The organism is Pseudoalteromonas sp. T1lg65, assembly GCF_051930985.1.
Classification (GTDB): domain Bacteria; phylum Pseudomonadota; class Gammaproteobacteria; order Enterobacterales; family Alteromonadaceae; genus Pseudoalteromonas.
In genome coordinates this window covers 1088266-1112676 of record NZ_CP196837.1, presented here as the reverse complement: position 1 = coordinate 1112676, position 24411 = coordinate 1088266, and the positions used below count along the sequence as shown (strand labels likewise).

18 protein-coding genes and 5 pseudogenes are annotated in these 24411 nt (G+C 40.5%); 4 read left to right on the top strand and 19 right to left on the bottom strand.

Features of this window, described 5'->3' with window-relative positions:
• Positions 1-59 precede the first annotated feature (59 nt).
• Positions 60-1826: a class I poly(R)-hydroxyalkanoic acid synthase gene (phaC, locus tag ACSLBF_RS04795; RefSeq protein WP_440055461.1), complete on the top strand. Its 1767-nt coding sequence runs from the start codon at positions 60-62 to the stop codon at positions 1824-1826.
• A gap of 248 nt (positions 1827-2074) precedes the next feature.
• On the opposite strand, the pseudogene ACSLBF_RS04790 reads toward phaC, so the two are convergent.
• The 11 genes and pseudogenes from ACSLBF_RS04790 to ACSLBF_RS04740 form a co-directional block, all read right to left on the bottom strand.
• Positions 2075-2260, bottom strand: a pseudogene (locus ACSLBF_RS04790) (transposase); the annotation flags it as partial.
• Between the two features lie 225 nt (positions 2261-2485).
• On the bottom strand, positions 2486-2776 hold the full coding sequence (locus ACSLBF_RS04785) for a hypothetical protein (RefSeq protein WP_440055460.1): 291 nt from the start codon (positions 2774-2776) through the stop codon (positions 2486-2488).
• Positions 2777-2972: 196 nt separating this feature from the next.
• Positions 2973-4511: pseudogene (locus tag ACSLBF_RS04780) on the bottom strand (transposase).
• A 225-nt stretch (positions 4512-4736) separates the two neighbouring features.
• Positions 4737-5681 carry an RDD family protein gene (locus ACSLBF_RS04775; RefSeq protein ID WP_440055459.1) on the bottom strand — a complete coding sequence of 315 codons (945 nt, stop codon included), beginning with the start codon at positions 5679-5681 and terminating at the stop codon, positions 4737-4739.
• 215 nt (positions 5682-5896) lie between these two features.
• A pseudogene (locus ACSLBF_RS04770) lies at positions 5897-7435 on the bottom strand (transposase).
• A gap of 212 nt (positions 7436-7647) precedes the next feature.
• Complete coding sequence (locus tag ACSLBF_RS04765) at positions 7648-8358, bottom strand: hypothetical protein (protein ID WP_440055458.1); 711 nt, start codon at positions 8356-8358, stop codon at positions 7648-7650.
• Positions 8359-8469: 111 nt separating this feature from the next.
• The gene (locus ACSLBF_RS04760; RefSeq protein WP_440055457.1) at positions 8470-8640 is read right to left on the bottom strand and encodes a hypothetical protein; all 171 of its coding nucleotides are present in this window, start codon (positions 8638-8640) and stop codon (positions 8470-8472) included.
• Between the two features lie 167 nt (positions 8641-8807).
• The gene (locus tag ACSLBF_RS04755; protein ID WP_440055456.1) at positions 8808-9302 is read right to left on the bottom strand and encodes a hypothetical protein; all 495 of its coding nucleotides are present in this window, start codon (positions 9300-9302) and stop codon (positions 8808-8810) included.
• 141 nt (positions 9303-9443) lie between these two features.
• A complete protein-coding gene (locus tag ACSLBF_RS04750) occupies positions 9444-9821 on the bottom strand; it encodes a hypothetical protein (RefSeq protein WP_440055455.1) in 378 nt (125 codons plus the stop codon).
• A gap of 90 nt (positions 9822-9911) precedes the next feature.
• Entirely contained in the window at positions 9912-10301 is a 390-nt protein-coding gene (locus tag ACSLBF_RS04745; RefSeq protein ID WP_440055454.1) for a hypothetical protein, read from the bottom strand.
• Positions 10302-10408: 107 nt separating this feature from the next.
• Positions 10409-10693 (bottom strand): hypothetical protein, encoded by a 285-nt coding sequence (locus ACSLBF_RS04740; RefSeq protein ID WP_440055453.1) that lies wholly within the window; start codon positions 10691-10693, stop codon positions 10409-10411.
• A gap of 282 nt (positions 10694-10975) precedes the next feature.
• On the opposite strand from ACSLBF_RS04740, the pseudogene ACSLBF_RS04735 reads away from it, so the two are divergent.
• Positions 10976-12068: pseudogene (locus ACSLBF_RS04735) on the top strand (tyrosine-type recombinase/integrase).
• 88 nt (positions 12069-12156) lie between these two features.
• Here the strand turns inward: ACSLBF_RS04735 and ACSLBF_RS04730 are convergent.
• Positions 12157-14073 (bottom strand): DNA topoisomerase III, encoded by a 1917-nt coding sequence (locus tag ACSLBF_RS04730; protein WP_440055452.1) that lies wholly within the window; start codon positions 14071-14073, stop codon positions 12157-12159.
• 172 nt (positions 14074-14245) lie between these two features.
• Entirely contained in the window at positions 14246-14722 is a 477-nt protein-coding gene (locus tag ACSLBF_RS04725) for a GNAT family N-acetyltransferase (protein WP_440055451.1), read from the bottom strand.
• A gap of 823 nt (positions 14723-15545) precedes the next feature.
• Between ACSLBF_RS04725 and ACSLBF_RS04720 the strand changes: the two genes are divergently transcribed.
• Entirely contained in the window at positions 15546-16457 is a 912-nt protein-coding gene (locus ACSLBF_RS04720; protein ID WP_440055450.1) for a hypothetical protein, read from the top strand.
• Positions 16458-16682: 225 nt separating this feature from the next.
• On the opposite strand, the pseudogene ACSLBF_RS04715 reads toward ACSLBF_RS04720, so the two are convergent.
• Positions 16683-16757 (bottom strand): annotated as a pseudogene (locus ACSLBF_RS04715) (toprim domain-containing protein); the annotation flags it as partial.
• A 729-nt stretch (positions 16758-17486) separates the two neighbouring features.
• On the opposite strand from ACSLBF_RS04715, the gene ACSLBF_RS04710 reads away from it, so the two are divergent.
• A complete protein-coding gene (locus ACSLBF_RS04710) occupies positions 17487-17906 on the top strand; it encodes a PH domain-containing protein (RefSeq protein WP_440055449.1) in 420 nt (139 codons plus the stop codon).
• A gap of 704 nt (positions 17907-18610) precedes the next feature.
• Here ACSLBF_RS04710 and ACSLBF_RS04705 read toward each other — a convergent pair.
• The 5 genes from ACSLBF_RS04705 to ACSLBF_RS04685 form a co-directional block, all read right to left on the bottom strand.
• Entirely contained in the window at positions 18611-19573 is a 963-nt protein-coding gene (locus tag ACSLBF_RS04705; RefSeq protein ID WP_440055448.1) for a DUF4350 domain-containing protein, read from the bottom strand.
• Positions 19574-19624: 51 nt separating this feature from the next.
• On the bottom strand, positions 19625-20749 hold the full coding sequence (locus ACSLBF_RS04700; RefSeq protein WP_440055447.1) for a serine hydrolase domain-containing protein: 1125 nt from the start codon (positions 20747-20749) through the stop codon (positions 19625-19627).
• Between the two features lie 446 nt (positions 20750-21195).
• Positions 21196-21684 (bottom strand): DUF2867 domain-containing protein, encoded by a 489-nt coding sequence (locus ACSLBF_RS04695; protein WP_440055446.1) that lies wholly within the window; start codon positions 21682-21684, stop codon positions 21196-21198.
• Between the two features lie 129 nt (positions 21685-21813).
• Complete coding sequence (locus ACSLBF_RS04690; protein WP_440055445.1) at positions 21814-23928, bottom strand: methyl-accepting chemotaxis protein; 2115 nt, start codon at positions 23926-23928, stop codon at positions 21814-21816.
• A 146-nt stretch (positions 23929-24074) separates the two neighbouring features.
• Positions 24075-24401 carry a Na+/H+ antiporter subunit G gene (locus tag ACSLBF_RS04685; protein WP_440055444.1) on the bottom strand — a complete coding sequence of 109 codons (327 nt, stop codon included), beginning with the start codon at positions 24399-24401 and terminating at the stop codon, positions 24075-24077.
• Positions 24402-24411 lie beyond the last annotated feature (10 nt).

Below are 24411 nucleotides of genomic sequence, written 5' to 3'. Positions count from 1 at the left end.
AAAACAAATCACAGCCAACATAACGCAATCATGCTCGACCACTTATCACTGAGGACACCATGAACACTGAAAGTAACGTATTTGAAAAAAGCTTGTCAGCTTGGATGGAATATAACCAAGAGTTGTGGCAGGTGATGTCAGACAATATGGGCAAGCAAAACCCACTACAACAAGTGATCAACGAGCAAAATGTAGAGGATTTTAATCAGTGGTTACAAGCACTTAATCAGCAACCTGAATCCTTGATCAAGCAACAAACTCAGTGGTGGCAAACCCAACTGCAAATCATGCAGCAAAGTTTTGGCTTGGATACCAGCGATGGTCAAGACGTGGTTACCCCTGAACGTGGAGACAAGCGTTTTGTAGCTCCACAGTGGCAAGAAAACCCTTGGTTTAACTACTTAAAGCAAAGCTATTTGTTATTTGGTCAGTCGTTACAAAACACCATCAATGAAACGCCAGGAATTGACGACAAACTCAAAGAGCGCTTGTCATTTTTTGCAAGACAAACGGTTAACTCGCTCGCCCCAACCAATTTTGTCTCGACTAACCCTGAGTTACTTGAGCTGACGCTAGAGTCTAACGGACAAAATTTACTTGATGGCATGCAATTGCTAAAACAAGATCTAGCGAAAAGTTCAGATATGTTACGAATTAGCATGTCGAACGAACAAGCCTACAAGCTTGGTGAAGATCTGGCCTGTACCGCTGGCCGCGTGATTTTTCAAAACCATTTGTTTGAGCTTATTCAGTATCAGCCAACCACAGAAACCGTGCAAAAGACGCCGCTGCTGATCGTGCCGCCATTTGTGAATAAGTATTATATTTTGGACCTACGCCCTGATAATTCATTGGTAAAATGGGCAGTAGATCAAGGCCACACTGTATTGATGATGTCGTGGAAAAATCCAGACTCAAGCATGGCTGCAATCGGTTTTGATGACTATGTGGTAGATGGTGTGATAACAGCGCTTGAGCAAGTTGAAAAAGCCACCGGAGAAGTACAAACACACTGTTTAGGGTATTGTATTGGTGGTACTTTGCTGACTTGCGCAATGGCTTATATTACAGCCAAACGCATGAAACAAAGGATCAAAAGTGCCACTTTACTGACTACTATTTTGGATTTTTCACAGCCTGGTGAACTTGGTGTATTTATTAACGAGCCAATCATCAGTGCGTTAGAGCAATACAACTTAACCAATGGCGTAATGTCGGGTCATATGCTAGGCACCGCATTTAGTTTGTTGCGTGAAAACACCTTGTACTGGAATTACTTCGTCAATAACTATCTAAAAGGCAAACAGCCTGTAGAGTTAGACTTATTGTACTGGAATAGCGATAGCACCAACCTGACCGCCGCTTGCCACAACTATATGTTGCGTAACCTGTATTTAGATAACCAACTCATCGAACCAAAAGCAGTGGAAATTCGCGGCACTAAAATCGATATTAGCAAGGTCAAACAGCCAATTTATATGTTTTCTACCCGTGATGATCATATCGCACTGTGGCAAGGTACTTACCAAGGTACTAGATACTTAGGCAGCGACGTGACGTTTGTTCTAGGTGAGTCTGGACATATTGCTGGGGTAATTAACCCGCCTAGCGCCAACAAATACGGCTTTTGGCATGCAGGCAAACAGAGCGACAATGCAGAGCAATGGTTTGATAGCGCCAAACACCAAGACGGCTCGTGGTGGCAACACTGGCAGCAATGGTTACTTGCTTGTCACAACGAAGAAGTCCCCGCCAGAGCTTGTCAAACAGAAGAACAGCCCGGTATTTACGATGCCCCCGGCGAGTATGTAAAAGTTAAAATTTAACTTTTAGGTGAATAAGTCTTACTTTATCTGTCAGATTTGATTGTGAGGACGTAATCAAATCTGACAGTCTTATAAGCCAAACTTGGCCGTTCAACGGTAACTTAATACCTTAAGTCCAGTTGCAATAACGGATGTTCACCCAACTCGTATTTGGACATAAATGCGTTAGAGACTAAGGACAGCTTTGTGCCAGAAGCAGTCGTTAAATAGTAGTATTAAAATCAACAACTCTGACCCCATTGATTTTTTGTGGGCGGATACGCCGCAGCGCCTGTTTTGTCGTTGTTATACCAAGCGTCAAAGCCCGACAAGTCCAGCTTATTTTCAACAATATAACAAAGCGCATATTCAAAGGTTCCTGGCAAAATTTGCTCAGCGAAATTGATAGGTATGAATTTGCTTTGGCAGGATAAGTCTGGCTTGTAGTTGGCCATAACAGATTACCATGGGTGAATAATATCTATTAGATCACAGTAACCAACTCGATTCAAGGTTGAAAAATAGTCAACCCAAAACCAACAATCTAGTACCTGAAAAGAGTAATTCTACAGCCTCAACGCCCTGTTAAGGGGCTGGTAATGTTTGGCTAAAATTGTGAAGCGTAGCGAAACCGAGCCAAACTTTAGCAGTCCCGCGCTTAAACAGCTTGTTATGTAACGCTACCATGATACGTGACCTAGTGCTTCTTTATATGACGCTAAAGCTTTGAAAAAGGCATATTTAACGCTGAATTTGTTAAAAAATACCTGATAGAAAAATACGGGTAAAAGCCAAACAGTAAATAGAAAGCCTTGAACAAATAAAGCTACAAAAACAAACTCATTAAAAATACCGTCTACATAATAGAAAAGAAGAACAAAGAAATTAATTATGACGAATGACCATATAGCCCAACGAGCGTCTTTGATTAATTGCTTTAATTCTGCCACAGGATTTTCAGGTTGCATCATTTCCCAAAGTTACTTAACGAGCCTGTAGAATAACTCGTTTCAAATTTGTTTTTGTAATCACCAAACGATAACTGAGTTCCTATTTTGATTCAATCGTTTAGTTGGGTGTGAGTAATTATTTTAGAGCGTTTGGTTTAAGCTGGTTTGTTGTGGTTTAAGAGGCGTTTCGGAGCTGTTAGGTCAGGTTTTTATTGGCTTACGACACCCTTTCTCGTAACTTTTCGATATTGTGAACAAGGCAGTATAGCTGCCATTGCGCATTGACTTTTACTTGACCGCGTAATGTAAGCTTATTCATCCCTTTATTCACCGTGATGTTGCCGAACACAGGTTCGATACATCCAAGTCGCTTGCTGTATTGTCGTCGTCCCATTGGGCTGTCTATTTTCACTTTCATTTTATCGATGAAACTGATTATGTTGCGTGATTCATCATTCTTAAACTGTACTTGTCGCCCTGTTTTTATCGGTGGTTTTCGCATACATTGCTGTTGCAGGGGGCAGATTTTACAGTCTTTTAAGTAACCGCAGAATCGCGTGTATTCGTGATGATGACTTTTTACCTGAGTACCACTTCGCCACATTTCTTTACCTGCTGGGCAGCGACAAGTTTGTGTACTGTCATCAAAATGGAAGTCGTCTGAGGTAAATAAACGGGGTTTGCCGTTACGCCGTTTTAATCGGCGCTTTTCTTGCGCTGTTTCGTAGGTTTTGCTCTCTTTAAACAGCGGGTTGCGTTTTCTAAATTGGTTATCGGCGATGTAACTATCAAAGCCACTTTGCGCCATAAATGCCAAGTTAGATTCGCTGTTAAAGCTGCTGTCTGCGGTGAACTTTATTGTGAGTTCATCTGTGGGTTTAACCGTGTTTAATTTATCAAGCTGCTGCTTTAATTACGTAATGGCTGGTTGTAGTGTTTGCTGCTCACCCACCGAGCCACACACTTGTGCTTGCAGGATAATTTGGTGCTTATCGTCATTTATCGCAATACCGTTGTAGCCTTGGATGGTGCCTTTAGAGGTGGTCATTTTTGCACTGTCTGGGTCGGTGATATTGCTTTTAACTGGCTTCCCTTTGCTGCCTGTTCTTTCTGTATGTGTGGCAAGGAACCTTGTGATTTTAGCCGCGCTTTTATCTAGCTTTTCTTTTTGCTTTAAGTCCTGAATGACTAGTTCTTCACTTAGGCTGTCTTGTGCTTGATGGCGCTCAATGATGCGTTTACTTGCCCGCTCTAGTTTTGCTTTTTTACGGCCTAACTCATCGAATGTGCCGCTCCACTCCTTGCTCGCATTCGACTTTAACTTGCAGCCATCAATAGCAAACATGTTGCGGCCTATCAGCCCTTCTTCGTCACAAATCATCAGCACTTGTGTGAACAGCGGTTCAATCTGTTCGTGCATTTTAGCTACAAAACCTGCTATTGATGTGTAATGCGGCTGAATATCACCCGACACACTCATAAATAAAATGTTTGTTTCACACGCTTTAGCAATTCGACGACTACTGATTAAACCATGTGCATAGCCAAGTAAAATAACCTTTAACATCACCGTGGGCGGATACGCCGCAGCGCCTGTTTTGTCGTTGTTATACCAAGCGTCAAAGCCCGACAAGTCCAGCTTATTTTCAACAATATAACAAAGCGCATATTCAAAGGTTCCTGGCAAAATTTGCTCAGCGAAATTGATAGGTATGAATTTGCTTTGGCAGGATAAGTCTGGCTTGTAGTTGGCCATAACAGATTACCATGGGTGAATAATATCTATTAGATCACAGTAACCAACTCGATTCAAGGTTGAAAAATAGTCACCCTAAAACCAACAATCTAGTACCTGAAAAAAGTAATTCTACAGCCTCAACGCCTTAATAACGGGCTTAAAAAACTTGGCTATACTTTGCGACGAAGGAGCTTAAGCCAAGCTTTTTTTAAGTCCTTCGTTGATTTGTTTGTTAGATTACGACTACTCCGAACTATTTAACTCTTGAGGGTTAAACTGGTGGTTGTAACTATTCCACTTTGATGCAATACCAATATCATAACCATAGGTAAGCGTTACTTGAATCAAGTTTTTGTTTAGTGACTCTGGATAAGTTTTAACTATCACCTGTGCTAATTGCTTAGCAATATCAGAATCGTCAACATTATTTTTATAGAGAAAAGCCTGTGTATTCACATAAGTAGTCGTTGTCGTGCCTGAATCAGACGAAGTGAAAGTAGTTGAACCTTCTGTGACACCTGCATATTTTACTGATTCATTACTATTTATTGCTTCCTGAGTAGCTAATAAGCCTTTGAAAGGTTCTGATTTAGCTAAGTCGGAAGTAAATACTGGAACAAGGGCTGCTGTAATGAATAAACCTGCAACCACAACTAAGTGCGGTTTCCACACGGAAGGTAACTCTTCAGGGCTAACCTCAGTATTTACAACATAAGTATCTACAGCAAGGTCATGTAACGACTGCCGAGTTGCACGGTTAAAAAGATATAAGTAAGAAATTGAAAATAAGCCGCCAAATATAATAAATGACAACGGATACATTAAGTATGAAAGCAATGCTTCGTTAGTAATTTGTGCTCCATTCAGTGAAAATGGAACTGCAAGGAAGCTATACCTTAAAAATGACTTAGGTAGACTAATAGTTGAATTGGATGAATCTACAACCTTGATATTTAGTATTCTCTTACCGATTGTTTGGCCATTTGATAAGGAGCTATTCATAACTCCAAAATATGTAATTGATACGACAAAGCCAATTAATCTTCCCCAGCCACCGAGCTGAACAAAGATATCTTCAAGGAATAAACCTACAACATATCCCAAAACACCTAAAACAAGAGTGTCAATAAACAGCGCCCCGATTCTTCTCCAGAACCCACAAATCCATTTTTCTTGTACTTCTTCCAAAATTTAATCCTCACTACAATATTTAAAGTAATCTAACGAGCCTGTAGAATAACTCGTTTCAAATTTGTTTTTGTAATCACCAAACGATAACTGAGTTCCTATTTTGATTCAATCGTTTAGTTGGGTGTGAGTAATTATTTTAGGGCGTTTGGTTTAAGCTGGTTTGTTGTGGTTTAAGAGGCGTTTCGGAGCTGTTAGGTCAGGTTTTTATTGGCTTACGACACCCTTTCTCGTAACTTTTCGATATTGTGAACAAGGCAGTATAGCTGCCATTGCGCATTGACTTTTACTTGACCGCGTAATGTGAGCTTATTCATCCCTTTATTCACCGTGATGTTGCCGAATACAGGTTCGATACATCCAAGTCGTTTGCTGTATTGTCGTCGTCCCATTGGGCTGTCTATTTTCACTTTCATTTTATCGATGAAACTGATTATGTTGCGTGATTCATCATTCTTAAACTGTACTTGTCGCCCTGTTTTTATCGGTGGTTTTCGCATACATTGCTGTTGCAGGGGGCAGATTTTACAGTCTTTTAAGTAACCGCAGAATCGCGTGTATTCGTGATGATGACTTTTTACCTGAGTACCACTTCGCCACATTTCTTTACCTGCTGGGCAGCGACAAGTTTGTGTACTGTCATCAAAATGGAAGTCGTCTGAGGTAAATAAACGGGGTTTGCCGTTACGCCGTTTTAATCGGCGCTTTTCTTGCGCTGTTTCGTAGGTTTTGCTCTCTTTAAACAGCGGGTTGCGTTTTCTAAATTGGTTATCGGCGATGTAACTATCAAAGCCACTTTGCGCCATAAATGCCAAGTTAGATTCGCTGTTAAAGCTGCTGTCTGCGGTGAACTTTATTGTGAGTTCATCTGTGGGTTTAACCGTGTTTAATTTATCAAGCTGCTGCTTTAATTACGTAATGGCTGGTTGTAGTGTTTGCTGCTCACCCACCGAGCCACACACTTGTGCTTGCAGGATAATTTGGTGCTTATCGTCATTTATCGCAATACCGTTGTAGCCTTGGATGGTGCCTTTAGAGGTGGTCATTTTTGCACTGTCTGGGTCGGTGATATTGCTTTTAACTGGCTTCCCTTTGCTGCCTGTTCTTTCTGTATGTGTGGCAAGGAACCTTGTGATTTTAGCCGCGCTTTTATCTAGCTTTTCTTTTTGCTTTAAGTCCTGAATGACTAGTTCTTCACTTAGGCTGTCTTGTGCTTGATGGCGCTCAATGATGCGTTTACTTGCCCGCTCTAGTTTTGCTTTTTTACGGCCTAACTCATCGAATGTGCCGCTCCACTCCTTGCTCGCATTCGACTTTAACTTGCAGCCATCAATAGCAAACATGTTGCGGCCTATCAGCCCTTCTTCGTCACAAATCATCAGCACTTGTGTGAACAGCGGTTCAATCTGTTCGTGCATTTTAGCTACAAAACCTGCTATTGATGTGTAATGCGGCTGAATATCACCCGACACACTCATAAATAAAATGTTTGTTTCACACGCTTTAGCAATTCGACGACTACTGATTAAACCATGTGCATAGCCAAGTAAAATAACCTTTAACATCACCGTGGGCGGATACGCCGCAGCGCCTGTTTTGTCGTTGTTATACCAAGCGTCAAAGCCCGACAAGTCCAGCTTATTTTCAACAATATAACAAAGCCCATATTCAAAGGTTCCTGGCAAAATTTGCTCAGCGAAATTGATAGGTATGAATTTGCTTTGGCAGGATAAGTCTGGCTTGTAGTTGGCCATAACAGATTACCATGGGTGAATAATATCTATTAGATCACAGTAACCAACTCGATTCAAGGTTAAAAAATAGTCAACCCAAAACCAACAATCTAGTACCTGAAAAGAGTAATTCTACAGCCTCAACGCCCTGTTAAGAGGCTGATAATGTTTGGCTAAAATGTGTAGCGAAGCAGAACCGAGCCAAACTTTAGCAGTCCCGCTTGAACAGATTGTTATATTTTTTTACTGCAAAAGTTTTGGCTTACAAACTCAGAGCTAACTGGATATTGTGATTTAATTATTACGGGTCGAGCATCTTCAAAGTCGACTTTTCTTTTTGTTGTAATAAAATCAATCTCTGATTTGTTTTTTAACGGGGTATTTTCAAAGAACTTGCCTAGATATGGAGTTAATGTTGCAACAGAAAATCGTACAGACGCCTTGCCATGTTCCTTTGACAAAAAATCAAAATGGAGACTCAGTTCAAACTTTGATTTTTGATCTTCAAAAACATACAGCTTTTCATCTGTAAAGTTTACTTTCGCACTATATGTCATGTACTTTGTTTTTTTAGGTTCCAATAAAATTGGCTCTCGACAAGATGCTTGGTCCCAATACATTGGGTTATTTTTTCCTTCAATCTTTTGCGCTAAATAAAGATCAACCGCAGATAACACTTCGAAGAAATCCCCTGAATTATAATAGGCAATGGTGAAGTCCACTTTCTCGTCGTCATTGTGAAAATCAGCCACATAAATATCTACTTCATGCTTTTTTGGGGTTACTTTTTCTGCAAAAGTAATTGATGTGAGAACAGTAGTTAAAATTGCTGCATATAGTGCAAGCCATTTGGATGCTTTTTCAAATTTACTTTGTTTTTCTTCTTTCTTTTTTTCATTTCTTTGTTTTATTCGCTCTAAAACATTCATCTTATTGTGTGGCAAAGCTAATCCTTAAAAATATAACGCCCGCATAATGGGCGGATTAAGCTTGGCTAAAATCAGCGAGGAACAAGCGACAGCCAAGCTTAAGACGTCCATTCATTAATGCGTTTGTTATGTGTTTTCTTTGTCCCAAATGTTTTTACCTGTTTTGACTTTGTATATCAGGTGAATACCAGAAAGTACCATAACTAGACCTGCGAAAGCCCAGAGGTAATCCCCCTCAATCAAACCCATGACTAAGCCGAACACCCCAATAATAAAAACAAAAATTTGTCCAAACACACTGATTTCCTTATTTATATTTGCTCATCAATATTTCAATTTGGTTGTTTTATGCACCTGATTCACGAAACACATAACGCCTCAGTTAAAAGGCAAAATTTGGTTGGCTATAATGTGAAGCGGAGCGAAAACAGCCAACTGAATTTTGTCCGCTTTTAAACTGTTTGTTATACATCGACAACTTCACAATCCCAGTTTTCTATACTTGATTTGAGCTCTGAAATGAAAATTAAAACAAAAGCCAATACACCAAATGCAATACATAGCCAAATAGGAAGCACTCTTTGAGCAATCCCAATTCCTGCTAAAGCGCCCAGAATTATAGGAGGTATCCAGTGATAGATTGGCTTTTTAGGTGGCTTTATATATTTAAGTTTATAAAGTTTTACCAGCACGCCTTCTTTGTTCAAAGAGCACTCATTGCGACCCTTAATTAAATCTTTACTCTCGAAGGTAATCTCATATTCAACACCGTCGACCATGAATTTATGATTAGATTTCAATTTGTAATTCTGGCTTTCAGAAACTAGTTTTCCATTGACAGAGACAAACTCTTTTCCAGAGAAAGGACTACACTGATAAACGATTTCATTCGAGTCAACTTGAAAAATGAAAGTAGCCCCTTCTTTAAATGAAACTTCCACAAATTCATTGATTTTCATCCAGGCTCCTATAGATGTATAACGCTGCCAACAACGGCAGACTTGTGATTGTGGGGTTTGTGCAAAAATGGCGCAGCCATGCACAAAGACGCAAGCGCAAGGCTGTCCAAGGAGCGTAGCGACTGATATTGCTTGGCCTTGTTATGGCCCATTCTCGAACCAATACTCAGGATAGCCAGAGTACAACGCATAATTGAGTGCCTCAGCTTTTGAAAAATTACCCATTTTATACATTACGAAAGCAAACGAGCCTGCAACAATGAGAACACCAGAATATAAGCACGCAATAATAAACGACATTCCCGCAACAAAGATCGCAAACGTTTCAATGCCGCTGAGATCAAGTTTGGCATCTGGATCAAACCCGAGTATTGGGCCAACATAGAATACTAGAGCCATCATGATTGCTAACCCAGCCGCGACGGATAAAAGCCCCACCATTGACGTAATGTTGTAATAGCGCTTTTTAAGTAGATAAGTCGCTTTGTAATTTTTTATGAATTCACGGAAAAATTTCATACAGGACCATAACGCCGCAAATAAACGGCAAAAATTAGTTGGCTAAACTTGTGAGGAACGAACAAAGCCAACTGTTTTTTGTCCGCTCTTTTAATTTGTTTTGTTAGGTTTACGATAACATACAGAAAACCAGAACACTGTTGTTAAAGTAACACCGAAAACTGCATAAGTTATTATTGATTCAATAATTAACCTACCCGTTGCGTCCGTAAAAGAAGGTATAAATACAAATATAATAGACGGAACAAGGCCGACCATTAAATAATAATGTAAACCAACTAGTTCGTTACGGCTCAACCAAAGGTGTATAGGCAGCATATAAAAGATTAATGCTGATGCACTTACTAAACCACCTAGTACTGAAGCGTAAAGCAAGTGAGAGAAAAGCACATTAAAGTCTGCTAAATACCACAAATATGCAAAAGACAACCCCCAACCTGTAAGGATTGCATTTCTTAATCCTTTGATAACTAAATTCAAACTAGTAAACCTAACGCCGCAAATAAACGGCAAAAATTAGTTGGCTAAAATTTGTGAGGCACGAACAAAGCCAACTGATTTTTGTCCGCACTTTTTAATTTGCTTTGTTATGTTGCGACTTTATATTGCTCGTATTTTTTAGCATGCTCAGGACGATTCATTAGAGTGGCAGCTTTTATTAAATGCTCCCAAAATAAATGATCAGGGCTTTTATTGTCCTCTATAACACCATCCAATTCTTCCATAGCTAGACGAAGCTCATTTACAGATAAGTACTCAAGAAAGTCTTCTTCACGGTAGCCAAAATCAGATTCTTTGATTTCAGTCGGAAGCAATTTATATGCTGCGAGCAACTCTGCGGATATTAGCTCCCATTTGTCACTGATACTCATAATTTCCCTAGCAACATAACAATTTAATATCGACCCATTGGGTCGTTTTTCTACCAAGCCACGGGTCATTTTTATCATCGTACCAGTTCTATCACAATAATTAAGCTGTTGCTACAGGTATATTTTTAATCATCATAGTAAATATGGAAAGGATAAAAGCGACCCAATGGGTCGTTTTCTTGACTATAGGAGAAACACAACAATACTGTATGTAAATACAGCACATTTGGAGCTAGCTCAACGAGAACTCGTTCACCATTTTTAAATCACATCGCCGAGTTTATGCTGACTAAGCAATATTCGCTCAGAACCGTTGATACCTATCTTAAATGGATTTCTTCCTATATTCATTTTCATGATAAGCGTCACCCAGCTTCAATGGGCAATAACGAAGTTGTCGAATATCTCGACTACCTTGTACTTAAATCTAATGTGTCACCTAAAACACAAGCGACAGCGTTAAATGCGTTGTCTTTTCTGTATAAACAAATAATTAAACAGGATTTGTGTCCTAATCTAACGTTTGTTAGAAGCAAGCGCCAATCTAAGTTGCCAATTGTTATGACCCCCGAGGAGGTTAAACGTCTCATGTCGTTTTTAAGTAAACGATATTATTTAATTTCAGGTTTAATGTATGGTAGCGGCTTACGTGTAATGGAAGCTGTTCAACTACGAGTTCAGGATATTGACTTTGACTACAAATGTATTCGGATTTGGAATGGAAAAGGGAATAAACATCGGGTGGTTACACTCGCCACAGAACTTATACCAATTATCTTAATTAAGTGATCTATTTTGAGGCGAGAAAATCTTGTCGATAGTCAGGCAAAAATTTTGCTATTTAGTTGTTCTAAATAAGAAATTTTTAACGCAGTTAGCGTCAGATTTACTCCTTCAAATTGAGCACGTATTAAGACTAATTGGTATTATACCTTTGCTAAGAAATCAAATTGCTCAAGCTGATGAATACTTAAAATTAGATTCTCAGAATGAACAATATGCGGGTGTTTGGATGCCATACGCACTGGCAAGAAAATATCCTAGCGCCAATAAGTCAATTGCTTGGCAGTATCTATTTCCCTCATATAAGTTAAGTGCTGATCCTGAAACTGGCGAGATCCGCCGACATCACTTTCATCAAACAGGAGTACGTAAAGCGGTTAAAGAGGCAGCCAAAAAAGCACAAATAACAAAACCTATAACGCCCCACACTTTTAGACACTCGTTTGCTACTCATTTACTACAAAGTGGTGCAGATATCAGAACCGTGCAAGCTCAACTTGGTCATTCCGATGTGAAGACAACGCAAATATATACTCATGTTTTACAGCAGGGCGCAAACGGTGTTGTTAGCCCTTTGAGCAAAATTTTCTAGCTTGTTTTGGGGCAGGAATGAGTTTGATGAACGACCACTTTGTAGAATGAAGCAACATAGCCAAATGATGACGATCGGATATGTGCTACTACACTTTAGGCTTTTTGCTTGTACTTCTTCTTGAAAAGCGTCTTTTAACTGGCCTGCTTGGCAGGCCTTTTAACCTATCAACATTAATGCTTTGTGCCAAATCAATAAAGCTCCCCAACTCCTCGCAAAGTGGTGACATAAACTGTTGATAGCTGGCTTCTTTACTGGCAATTTGACCAAGCTGAGATTCCCAAAGCGCAGTTCTATCTGGCATTGAAAGCGATGCAGGTAAACTTAAAATAAACGCCTTACCAAGATCGGTCGCTAAAATCTGTTTGCCTTGTCTTTGTAAAAACCCCCGTTTGAACAGTAACTCAATGATCCCTGCTCTCGTTGCCTCAGTACCTAGCCCGTCGGTCTCTTTCAGTACTTTACGAATAGACTTATCTTCAACATAACGTGCGATACCTGTCATCGCACTCAACAAGGTAGCCTCAGTAAAATGCTTTGGAGGCTGGGTCTGCTTTTCAATCACTTTTGCATTTTCACAGTGCAGTATCTCGCCTTTTTCCAGCGGTGGTAGCAGCTTCTCTTCTTGCTCTGGCTTATCTTTATTTTGATACAGTACCTTAAAACCAAGATCTAATACTTGATTAGCAGATGCCAAAAATTCACCACCGGCGATCCTTAACCAAGCTTTGCTCTCGTTGTATCGATATGGCGGGTAAAACTGCGCTAAATATTGTCTCGCTATTAGCTGGTATACTTGCAGCTCTTTTTGCCCAAGCTGAGCCGACTTAAGCTTTTTGCTGGTTGGAATAATGGCATGGTGCGCGTCGACTTTTGCACTGTTCCAACAACTGCTTTTACGCTCTGTATCCGCTTGTTCGAATTGGCCCTGCTCTACCCCATTGTTATTTACAACTGCCGCTAATACATCGTGGCGTTCTTGCCAGTGCTCTTTTGGAATATAGCGGTTATCTGAACGCGGATAGGTAATGAGTTTATGTTTTTCATATAAGCTTTGGCAGATATTTAACACCAACTGAGCTGACATGCCGTAACGTTTATTGGCGTCGATTTGTAATGCCGAGAGGTTGTAAGGCAGCGGCGCGTTTTGTTTTTTCTCTTTGCGCTCAACACGTTCAACTTCCGCGTTTTGTCCCGTCACTCGCACAGCGACATTTTCAGCTAAGGCCTTAACCAAGACGCGCCCTTCTTCATCCATGTAAGGCTGACACGCTTCACTGGGTAGCCACTTGGCTGCAAATATCCCCCATTCTGGTTTGTTAATTTGGGCTAGCACTTCATAAAATGGTTTTGAGACAAACTCAGCTATTTCTAAATCGCGCCTAACCACCAGTCCTAATACTGGCGTTTGTACTCGTCCAACTGACAACACGCCTTGTACGCCTGCACGTTGCCCCGCCAAGGTATATGCACGAGTGAGGTTCATTCCAAATAACCAGTCGGCTCTGGCGCGAGCCAACGCAGATACGCTTAATGGCACAAACGCTTGATTAGACTTCAACGAGTTCAGTGCTTTTTTTACCGCGGACAAATTTAAATCACTGATTAAAAGCCTTTTGACTTGCGACTTTTTATTGGTAGAAAGCTTTGCGTATTCAATCACTTCATCCACCAGCAATTGACCTTCTCGGTCGGGATCGCCAGCATGCACCACTTCGCTCGCCTGACCAATGAGCTTTTTAACCACAGTTAGTTGTTTTCGGGTTTTGCTTTTCGCTTTAAATTGCCATTGCGAGGGAATAATAGGTAAGTCTTCATGCCGCCATTTTTTATACTTAGCATCGTAATCTTCCGGCTCTGCTTGCTCTAGCAGGTGACCGATACACCAAGTCACAATATCGCCATTTGCAGCCTGAATATGACCGTCTTTTTTACTGTGAGGTTTAGGCAAGGCATCCGCAATGGCGCGACCCAAGGAGGGCTTTTCGGCGATATAAAGTCTCATAACTCAACAAACTGTTTATTTATACAGTTATCATAGCGAAGTTTTTTGAAAATGACTAGCTTAGGGTTGGTGTGTATGGCGTAGTGAAACCACTTTTTTAAGCTCATTACCCCAGCATAATTGTAAATAGTGATGGGTGTCATTGATTCTTCTCTTGGATTTAACTTTAGGCCTAGAGTTTTCGCCACATCAATTGCGCATCAGCACCATAACTTTTGCACACATTTTTCGACAACGGTTTAAAGCCGTGCCTTTGCCAAAACAACTCTGAGTTCTGGACTGAAACCAACCTAATTTCTTTGAAACCCAAACCAGTTGCAATCCCAACCAGATGCTTCATCAGTTTTGAACCAATGCCTTGGCCAAATGAGGAGCTTGTAATTGCCAAGTCATGAAGAAATAGGATGTCCCCTTCAGTTTCTTTAGGTAAGGCGTTAAACAACTTCGGAGGCTGCTCTTTATTCCAAGAGTGCGCTAACAAATAACCCTTTAGTTCTTCACAGTCTCGATAGATAAAACAGCATTTGGGGGTTCTATTCCATTTGTCCTTTAACACCTCAAGACTTTCTGGTTCGACAAGCAGGTAGACCTCTGATTGTAGTTTTAGTATTTCAGGCCACGCTGCTTCGCTGATTATTTCTATCGACATGCTCTACTCTAAAATACTCTTGGCCTAGACATAATGACTCCCCACACGGTTCAACCTCCGCATTTTCGTGGGTTAGCTAAAAGCCAGAGCCATAATTAGTTTGTCAAATAACTAAGCAGCAGAAACTAGTATGAACAAACATAGCATACTTTTCATTGGCTTAGACACACATAAAGAATGTAATGAAATCGCTTACCTTGAGGGGGCTGAGTATATCGCTGTACACCCACCATAAATTTGTGCCAATAAAACATCGTATTTTTTATTTCAATAAATTCAGACACTTAATTAAGTTTTGAATGCTTCGAAAAATATCTAATTTAGAGAGTTTTAGTTTGTTAATTGTGCCGTTAATTCGGCATCTATTAAATGTAATATATGACGTGTCAGATTGTTGGATAGCACCTTCGACTTATCCAAGCTACGCGAACATTGAAGTAGGTCGGTTAAGTGGCTAAGTCACACTGCATGGTAAAAAAAGTTCTAATCAGATGTACGGTTAGACCGCTAAATCATACTTCGCTGATTCTGACCAACCGTACCCATGTGCGCAAAAGTCAATTGGTAATCTAAAGGGCACGTGACTTTCAATTCATTTATACCTAGTGGTGTAGAGTCAAAATATTTTCCTGCCGCTAATATGTAACCAACCACTGTCACAAAAACAGGATGTAACCCCGTGTAATCAGCAGTAATTATTATTAATTTTTATCAGTGCTAGATTTTACTTTGCTCTTTGAGAGTTTGAATGTAGCACAATTATTCAATATACCTCATGAGACAAAAACGAAGCCTCTATGTTGTAAATATCTAAGGAAATAAAATGAATAGCACAGATTTTAATTTTGAAAGCCTAGCTGATAAAGATGCCTTAAAAACTACTACTTTAGGAACTACTGCACCTCAATTCGCGGCACGGAATTTTGCATCGCAAGCTCTAAATGTGATTACCTCCCCCTTGGCCGGCAAAGCATGGAGTTACATCTTTGGTAAAAGTGGATCTACAAAAGATTATTTGAAATCTGATTTTATCCGTATTTCCATTACCACTCAGTTACTGAGCATTAAAGAAATTGTTTCAAAGCAACCTTTAGTAGATGCTTATAATAAGCTTCAAAAAAGCCTTGATAGATTTGAAGAAGGAAGAAGTAATATCGGAATTAAGGAAAAGAGGGAGCGTTTATTTGAATCTTTAGACCTCTGCAAAGATGCTTGTAATATATTGGATGATAAAGATGATGCGACTTGGATCGGTGGATATTATACAGCGGTCAGCCAATATGCTTTCTTAGCTTCACAGGTATTAGTTTTCCAAAAGCAACCTGACTATAACAACACAAACTCGCCTGAGAATATAGTTGACCCGAAGACCATAGCGTCATACCTAAAGAAAGCAAAAGAATATGTTAGCAATAAAGATAGAATTGATAAAATTCATAACGAAGTAAAGGGGAAGTTTGGAGAGATTACGCATAAAGGGAGCACCCATCCATATGGCTTCGTATATGCGTACGATGGACAGAACAACTTCTTACGTAACGGTAGCAAACAAGACATGATAAAAGTAAGAGAAAACTTACTTAACACTGCACTAAACGCTGTCAATAGTGAAATTATTCAACCAGATGTTGTCCGGATTTGGGATGTCATGATTGACGAACTTGAGCACTATTCGAAAAGTAATCCCATAGTACCGCTAGTCCAACGTACCCGAGAAGAAGTGGCTACATCGTAGTTTTCAAGCACAACTGTAGCTGACACCCATTGGTTTTAACAAGAGTATAAGCCACTGTTTGTGTCATTAACATTGTACTTTTTTTGCTAAAAACAACCTCAGCGTATAAGTATCACTTTGCGACTGCTAAACGCATAAATCGCTGAAACGCATAAATCGCTGACACCCACCATAAATTAGTGCCATAGCATGAATAAACATAGCGGTGGGTGTCTTAGATTCTGTTTTACTGTGAGGTTTTGGCAAGGCATCCGCAATGGCGCGACCCAAGGAGGGTTTTTCGGCGATATAAAGTCTCATAACAATTTAAACTGTGTATTTATACAGTTATCATAGCGAAGTTTTTTGAAAATGACTAGCTTAGGGTTGGTGTGTAGGCGTAGTGAAACCACCTTTTTTAAGCTCATTACCCCAGCATAATTGTAAATAGTGATGGGTGTCATTGATTCTTTGTTTCGATATGATCGTTATCGACTGGATCACCACTAACAAATCAATACTAGAGCCACGATGCTTTAGAGCTGTTAAATCTGGTCTAATAAAGTCGGTATAAGTCTTTCCTAGACCCATATCGATAATTATATTAGTGCTTTCATTATTAAAACTGACAAGAAAAGAAACTCCCTGACAAGCGGACATGCTTGGATGCAACAACAACGATAGCAGAACGAACTAGTCGGCAGTAAAGTTTGATAAAAATCAATCAGTTAACGTGCTTACTTGCTCAGACTAGCATCCTTAGTACATGTAAAAAATATTTGATTATCTAGCCAAACTTAGGTGTAATGGTGACATATTAAGCGCTGAGCAATGCAGGGAAAGCTTAAGTAGTAATATAGCTAAGCTGATTAAACTAGCTAGTAGAGCTAGAGCCTCTAAAAAGCAAATTCCCATAGCATAAATAACCCCAAATCTGACACACCGAGCGGTTAGCGGCTCAGCCCAAAAAGTGATTATGCAACACAAACTGCGTGTCGCATAAATACTAAAATGTTATGTGAATTTTAACCAAACCCTAAGGAGGGAACCATGTCATACATAGAAGAATCATTATCAAAAGGAGAGTATATCTATCAGATATTCCCTCACCACTGGATGGTAAGAGTTGCAATAGCCATTCATTTCATTATTGGTTTTATTACAATGGGGATCTGGCTAATACCTGCCATTTTGATATGGCTCGGTTGGCGTAACACAGAGCAAGGGGTAACAAACAAGCGGGTAATTTATAAGCACGGTATAATTGCTCGAAAGACCGATGAAATGAGATTATCTGCCATTGAATCAATAATAATAAAGCAAGGCATTCTTGGTCGCATTTTTGGTTATGGTACAGTAATCGTTACTGGTCGTGGTGCAGGCGATGTCGCCATTAAATGGATGGCCGATCCAATACGGGTAAAAAGAGAAATAGAAAGTGCCGATCATATTGAAGCTGAGGCAGCATAATTCACATAAAAAGACATTGGGCTCGCGTTAACGCGAGCCCAATGCTTGTGGCGTTATATTTCTGGGCAAGTATGCGTAAACTTGGTGGGTACATCGCTAACACCCATCATAAATTTGTACCACTGCATGAATACAAATAGTGGTGGGTGCTATTGATTCTTTCTTGGAAAATGACTAGCTAGTGAGTAGAAGGTTTGAAGTAATTGAAAATTACCTATATTCAATTGAATATAAATTTAAAAAGGTTGCGTTTTGCAACCTTCATTCTAAATCGGGTTTACTGCTAAAGTCGGCAATACACGTCAGAATTGCATCCTAAATAGGTCTGATCTTTAGAGCAACCTCTTGTACCTAGATCACACAGCAGGTGATCACCAAAAGTATATCGTTGGTTATCTTCTACCATGCCATTTGTGGTAGCATCGCCAAAGATTTTAGGCGTTACACCCGAATCAATAAGTGGTTTGTTAGTAAACTTTTTATTTTCTCTTTATTCAGTTTTAACTTCATTTTCAATCCTTAAGATTAAACTAACTGTTTATTTGCCCACATTAAGGGACAACCATAAAATTTTTATTTTTTATCAAGATTTATGTAAGTTTCTGTAACTAGGGCTTCTACTTTGGTCTTTGCCATTAGTTCTTTTTGGGCCTTATCCATCTCATTTATCAAATAATTGTTTGATACTACCTGTAGCAACGCAACTAAATTGCGTGTGCGAGCCAAGCCATTACGTTAAGTAAGAACCTTTCATTTTGTTCGGCTCCCGCAGATACCAAACCAATTTTATTACCTGTTTTGGTATCTAATTGCGAAGAAAACATCATGCCTTCTGCAAACACTGCAACTCGGCCTTTTCCTAGCCTCATTACAGCTCCTTGACTCCAGCTAGCCACGGATACTCTCGGCGTATCTGCGGTAACTTCAAAAGGTACTTCCGGCAAAATAGAAACCGCGCTTTGACCCAGTGTAAGTAGTGATGTCGCTTCTTTAGGCGGTTTGAAAGCAGAACCTCCAAATGATCTGACTTGCGTAATACCTAAAAATTGGCTTTGGTTTTCGGTCATTGAAACCAGCGAAGTAGGAGCATAATAACTACTGGTTGGTTTACTTTCTCGTAAGGTGATTTCATGTGCGCCCAGTGTATTATTGTCAGTGTGAAACATGGCATGACCAACATGTCCATTGCTAAATACAAAGCCCAATTCACTTGTTAAGTTTTCAATGACTTTTGGAAATGGCGTGTGATCAGCTACCAAAAATAGTGAACCACCTTGATGAAGCCACTTTTTGATATTTGACACTTCTTCATCGTTGAACGCATTGGTAAAAGGCGGGTTCCAGTCGCTTCGGTTTTTATCCAAAGCATTGGCAATCACTAAAATATCGGCATTCTTTAGGTGTTCTAAGGTCAAGTAACTTGTAGTTGACCTTACGGTATAGCCGTCACTTTTTAAAACTTGAGAAAATGGTTTATACCTTCCGCTGGCGGTCAGAAAATTGTGGTGTGCTTCATCCACCAATACCACAGGACTATTTTCTTTCGAAAAGCTTTTAAGAGTATTCTTGGGTATAAAAGTCGGATCGGCATCCTGTGAACTGTCTGAGCAAGCTAGTAGACCCACTAAAACCAATCCAAATAGACACATTTTGAACGACGACTTCATTTTATTTCCCTACTGATTTAGCACATCCATAACCAATAGCTCGATAAGCTATCACATAGTTTGTTGTTTTGATTGAGTCGCTTCAAGGTATTTATCAAAGATTTCATTGGCAATGTCATTGAGTTTTCCTTGCGTATTGCCTGCCGCTACATTGGTGACAATAAAAATCCCGACTTTCTGTTTTGGGTAAAGCGATAACCAGCTGGATGTGCCTATCGACCCACCACTGTTATAAAGCATCGGTTGGTCCGAGTCATAATCATAGGTGTACCAAAAATATGCATAACCGTGGCTGCTAGCACTGCCGTCAAGTAACGTGTGTGACAAGGTAACTTCTGTGGCTGATGAGTTGAGTAAATATCGCATATAGTTCGATATCGAGCTGGTGGTTGAGGTTAAGCCACCTTCTGCACTTGAGTACAAGCTAAGCAATGGCGTAGGATCTCCCTGCTGGTTTTTTCCTATTACTATGCTGCTCGCTTGTTCACTAGTATGGCGGAACTGTGTGTCTTTTTGCCCTGACTTTTCGGTAATAAACTTCGCAACTAAGGCCTCAAGTGGCAGGTCATAAGTTTGCTCTAAAATATGCCCCACTAGTCTCGTTCCAACATTGGAGTAAAGAAAATCCTCTCCTGGTTTTTCAGTCAGTTTATACTGGCTTAAGTCTTCGAAAAGCTTTGCTTTGGAGTAATTAGACAATAACTCTAGCGCCCTACCGTCTTGTATATCTTGCTGAGTAAAAGCAAATTCTTTTGGTATCCCGCTGCGATGAGTTGCTAAGTGACGCAAGGTAATTGGCGTGTTCGCGTATTGTAGGTTTTGATAGTTATCCTTGCCTATATACGCTCGAATATCTTCATCTAAACTCAATTTTTTATCCGCGATGGCCTTTGCTAGGAGTAATCCTATATAGGTTTTTGTTATAGAGGCTATTTCATAGACCGTATCATTATTGGGTTTTGCGCCATTAGGCAATTGTCCAATGTGCTTTTGGTAAGTACGCTCGCCGCCGACAATCGCAATGGAAACAACTTCAGCACCTTCTTCTTCGCGTAAGTCAGTCAGTTTCTGTTCCACAAATGTGTCAAAATCTAGCTTTTCATCACTACTACAGGCCGTTAAAACAAACAGTGGAAAAATAGCGGCCAAAATCGATAGTGTTTTTATCCGGTGCAAGACCATCCTTAAGTTCAGCTCAAATCGAGGGCGTAAGGTTAACGTATTGGTCATGTTGAATAAATTGCGTAATTGTAAAGAGGTATGTCGATAGTGATGAGCAGCTATAAGATCACAGCCACTTAAATTAGTACCTGTTGCAACAAGTAGTAATCAATATTCTTAGATAAAAGCCCCACGTGGGGGCTTTACAGATTTAAGAAGCTGATTTCTTTCCAGTCTTGGGGGCCGTGGGATAAGATAGATCTCTATCGTAGGTACTTCCACCTTGAATAAGCCTTCCCAGCTTGGGCAGTGTTTGTGTCTCTATCTTTGATTTAAGTGGTTGATTTTCGCTCAAAGTGGTTATTCCTTGTTCTGCAACTTTAACCAAAGTCATGTCATTTAAAAGTGACTTTCATCCTTCTCATACCACGGCAAAAACCAAAATTTAGCCACTTTTTAACTCAAAGCCCTTTCAGCGATCTCGGTACGATAATGCGGTGTACTGGGGCGACAAAAAACATATAGATTTTACCTAAGGTGTTTTTAACGTGTACCACCGTTGTTGCATGTAAGGTGAGTTGTTCATCACACGGTTCTATTAAAAACGATAAACGGACATCCAAATGTTTGTCTCTGTCTTCCAACACAACTTCATTGGGTTGATTACTCACCACATGGAATATGCCTATCTTGTCACCCGGGAGGTAAGCCTCTGGTGCTTTACTACTATCAAAGTCGCCCATCGTGCCCAAGTGTTTCAGCCCTAACTTAGACGCTATTTGATTTCGCAATTTCATTAAGGCGTTCACCCAAGCTGGTGTCCCTTTCGCAATTTGCATATAAATTGCCATGGCTGATTGGCCGTTATTGTCGATATTTTTGGCATAACTATCATAAAAATAAGCTGTATCTATTTTGCAGCTGAGTAAAGACTGTGAAGGGACTTTCATGTTTTCTTTCCTTGTATACAAAACTAACGCGATAGTGATTTGATGACGAACAAGTGCCCATTTGCACACCCGCTCGCCATCCCATATTTGAGCAAAACCTCACCCAGTTGAGCCAATCGTGCTTTCGTATTAGGTTTTTAATAGACTCAGTTGCTTGTGCTTTTGCTCAACTATTTCGGTCAATGCGCTTGCCGCTTTTTCTACTTCATCGGCGTATTCAGATAATTGCGCAGCAGCATCTGAAATCCCGGTTGTGTTGCTACTTATTTCTTCAGTCACCACGCTCTGCTCCTCGGCAGCCGTAGCGATTTGTGTCACTTCATTAGAAATGCTCATCAGTCCCGAAACTAATTCGCTCATTAGATCTGAAGAGTGCTGACAGTACTCAACCGCATCAGCCCCTAACGATACCGAATGCTCGATGGTTTCGCCCGAGCGCACCACTTCTGACTGTAAATTATTAATTAATTGGCTGATATCATCAGTAGAAGCTTGGGTTTTTGAAGCAAGTGTTCTTACCTCATCAGCAACTACCGCGAAGCCTCGACCTTGCTCTCCCGCCCGAGCCGCCTCAATTGCCGCGTTCAATGCCAACAAGTTAGTTTGCTCTGCTATCGCTCTGATCACATCCAAGATCTTAGAAATGTCGTCGGTTCGATACGACACTTGTTCTACAGCTTCTTTGGCTCGAGAAACCTGCTCTGCCATGGCTTGCACCGTTTTTGTGGTTTTTATGATGCTTTCTTCACTTTGCTGCACTTGCTCAGTCGCATGGTTAGTACTCGCGGCTGCTTTTTCAGAAGCGCTAGCAACTTCCGCGGCTGTGGCGCTCAGTTCATTAATCGCGGTAACCACACTGTCGATTTCAAGATGCTGATTTGCGACCTTGTTCTTGATATTAATCGCCGCTTCTGTCGTTTTATGAGATTGCTCGTAAGAGGCATTAGCCAGTGCTTTCAAGTCATCAATCATGGCCCTTAACTTATCGGTAAAGCGGTTAAAGCCTTTTGCTAGTGCAATTAGCTCAGCATGATTGCTAACTTCTAATTGGTGGGTTAAATCCCCTTCGCTTGAAGCGAGACTTTCTACGCGTTGCTGAATATGCGATAACGGTCCAATAATGGTGCGAATAAGCAGTACCGCCAGTAAAATCGCCACGGCTGCGACAGCAAAACCGACCATTAGCATCCAGCTACCAACGGCATTCGTTGACTCTTCAAGCTGTTGTTTGATTTCAGACGCTGCGGCTAGTGCTGCGGCTTTTGGTAACTCAATAACTAAAGACCAAGTGGTATTAGCCAGTTTAATCTTGATAGGGACAGACACCACAATGTCAGTTCCAAGTTCAATAATACCTTCGCCTTTGTGTAGCGCAGCGAGTTGTTTCGCTTTTTTCTCGTCAATTGACTCGTTAAGTGGTCGCGCGAGTTTTTTATAATGGCTTGAACCAACGACCAAGCCCAGCTCACTAAGCAATGTGACCTTAGCCGAACCTGAGTATAGTGACTGAGAAAGTTCATCTACCAAGGTTTGGAAAATAGGCAGGTTTACGTCAACACCCACTAGGCCTCTAAACTGCTGATCCACAAGCACCGGTACCGTCAACGAGGTCATTAACATCTTATTGCCTGGTGAGATTTCGTAAAGATACGGCTCCATAATACAAGGTTTACGCTTGTCTTTGGCGCAGAGATACCACTCGGCTTCTCGTAAGCCAAACTCGTTTAACGCCGTTGCGTATTTTTCTTCTGCAGTTTCAACCTTGTGCTGAGTCAGCACGTCACCATCCCGGGTAAAGTAAATCTCTAGGGTGCCAGCTCTATCCACCGAGTGCTGATAACCACTGACATATTCAGCATCTTTGCCATCGTAGCCATTTTTCTCAAATTGCGCATACATAGAAGAGACAAAGGTATTTTGGCGCAGCGCACCGGTGATCATATCTGTCACCTGTTGGCGACTAAATGGCGCTTGTTTAGCGGTATAGCTAACCGCACCAGCGATAGTGTTAGGGACGCGATACGCTTCGTTAATAAAGCCACTGACTTGTTGCCCATATTGCTGACCTTGTGCAACTAGACCATCAGCAATTTCTTTATAAATAACTTGTTGGACTTGCTCACTTTGCTTGTCATTTTCTTCAAGTAAAATCACCCACATGGTTGAGACCAAAGTGACGATCAGTACCGCGACCAAGGCAGTCACAAAAATCAGTAACTTATTTTTTATTGAGAGTTGCTCCATACTACTTCCTTTCTTTTTACTTCACGAAGCGCAATAAACACAGTCATCGTCTGTATAAAATTGTGCAATCACTCTACTTTAAATATGTTATCGGATAACAAAAAGAAATTGTTAGAATTTATGCAAAAAAATAGTGCTTTTCAGCACTACTTTTCAATTTTATCCTTCCCAGTAGTTTTTTCGTTGCTTTCAAGCCGATGATGAATAGCCGACTTAATCAGCATATAGCCAGATATGGGGGCTGTGAGAATAAGAAATATGGAAATCAAAATTTCTTTTACGCTCACTCCCTCACCAGAAAAGCTATAAAACACCATTGCTGAAGTCAGCAAGCACGCCATTCCCAACGTCGTGGCCTTAGTTGGCCCATGTAGGCGCATAAAAAAATCCGGCATTTTTACTAAACCAATAGAGCCGACAAGAACAAACGAGCCACCTATCAGTAGCAATATTGAAATGATCCATTCAGACATAGCCAGCCCC

Excerpts from the sequence above, each read along its gene's own strand:
- phaC (WP_440055461.1), top strand. The coding sequence starts at position 60 with ATGAACACTGAAAGTAACGTATTTGAAAAAAGCTTGTCAGCTTGGATG.
- ACSLBF_RS04785 (WP_440055460.1), bottom strand. The coding sequence starts at position 2,776 with ATGATGCAACCTGAAAATCCTGTGGCAGAATTAAAGCAATTAATCAAA.
- ACSLBF_RS04755 (WP_440055456.1), bottom strand. The coding sequence starts at position 9,302 with ATGAAAATCAATGAATTTGTGGAAGTTTCATTTAAAGAAGGGGCTACT.
- ACSLBF_RS04750 (WP_440055455.1), bottom strand. The coding sequence starts at position 9,821 with ATGAAATTTTTCCGTGAATTCATAAAAAATTACAAAGCGACTTATCTA.
- ACSLBF_RS04740 (WP_440055453.1), bottom strand. The coding sequence starts at position 10,693 with ATGAGTATCAGTGACAAATGGGAGCTAATATCCGCAGAGTTGCTCGCA.
- ACSLBF_RS04730 (WP_440055452.1), bottom strand. The coding sequence starts at position 14,073 with ATGAGACTTTATATCGCCGAAAAGCCCTCCTTGGGTCGCGCCATTGCG.
- ACSLBF_RS04725 (WP_440055451.1), bottom strand. The coding sequence starts at position 14,722 with ATGTCGATAGAAATAATCAGCGAAGCAGCGTGGCCTGAAATACTAAAA.
- ACSLBF_RS04720 (WP_440055450.1), top strand. The coding sequence starts at position 15,546 with ATGAATAGCACAGATTTTAATTTTGAAAGCCTAGCTGATAAAGATGCC.
- ACSLBF_RS04710 (WP_440055449.1), top strand. The coding sequence starts at position 17,487 with ATGTCATACATAGAAGAATCATTATCAAAAGGAGAGTATATCTATCAG.
- ACSLBF_RS04705 (WP_440055448.1), bottom strand. The coding sequence starts at position 19,573 with ATGAAGTCGTCGTTCAAAATGTGTCTATTTGGATTGGTTTTAGTGGGT.
- ACSLBF_RS04695 (WP_440055446.1), bottom strand. The coding sequence starts at position 21,684 with ATGAAAGTCCCTTCACAGTCTTTACTCAGCTGCAAAATAGATACAGCT.
- ACSLBF_RS04690 (WP_440055445.1), bottom strand. The coding sequence starts at position 23,928 with ATGGAGCAACTCTCAATAAAAAATAAGTTACTGATTTTTGTGACTGCC.
- ACSLBF_RS04685 (WP_440055444.1), bottom strand. The coding sequence starts at position 24,401 with ATGTCTGAATGGATCATTTCAATATTGCTACTGATAGGTGGCTCGTTT.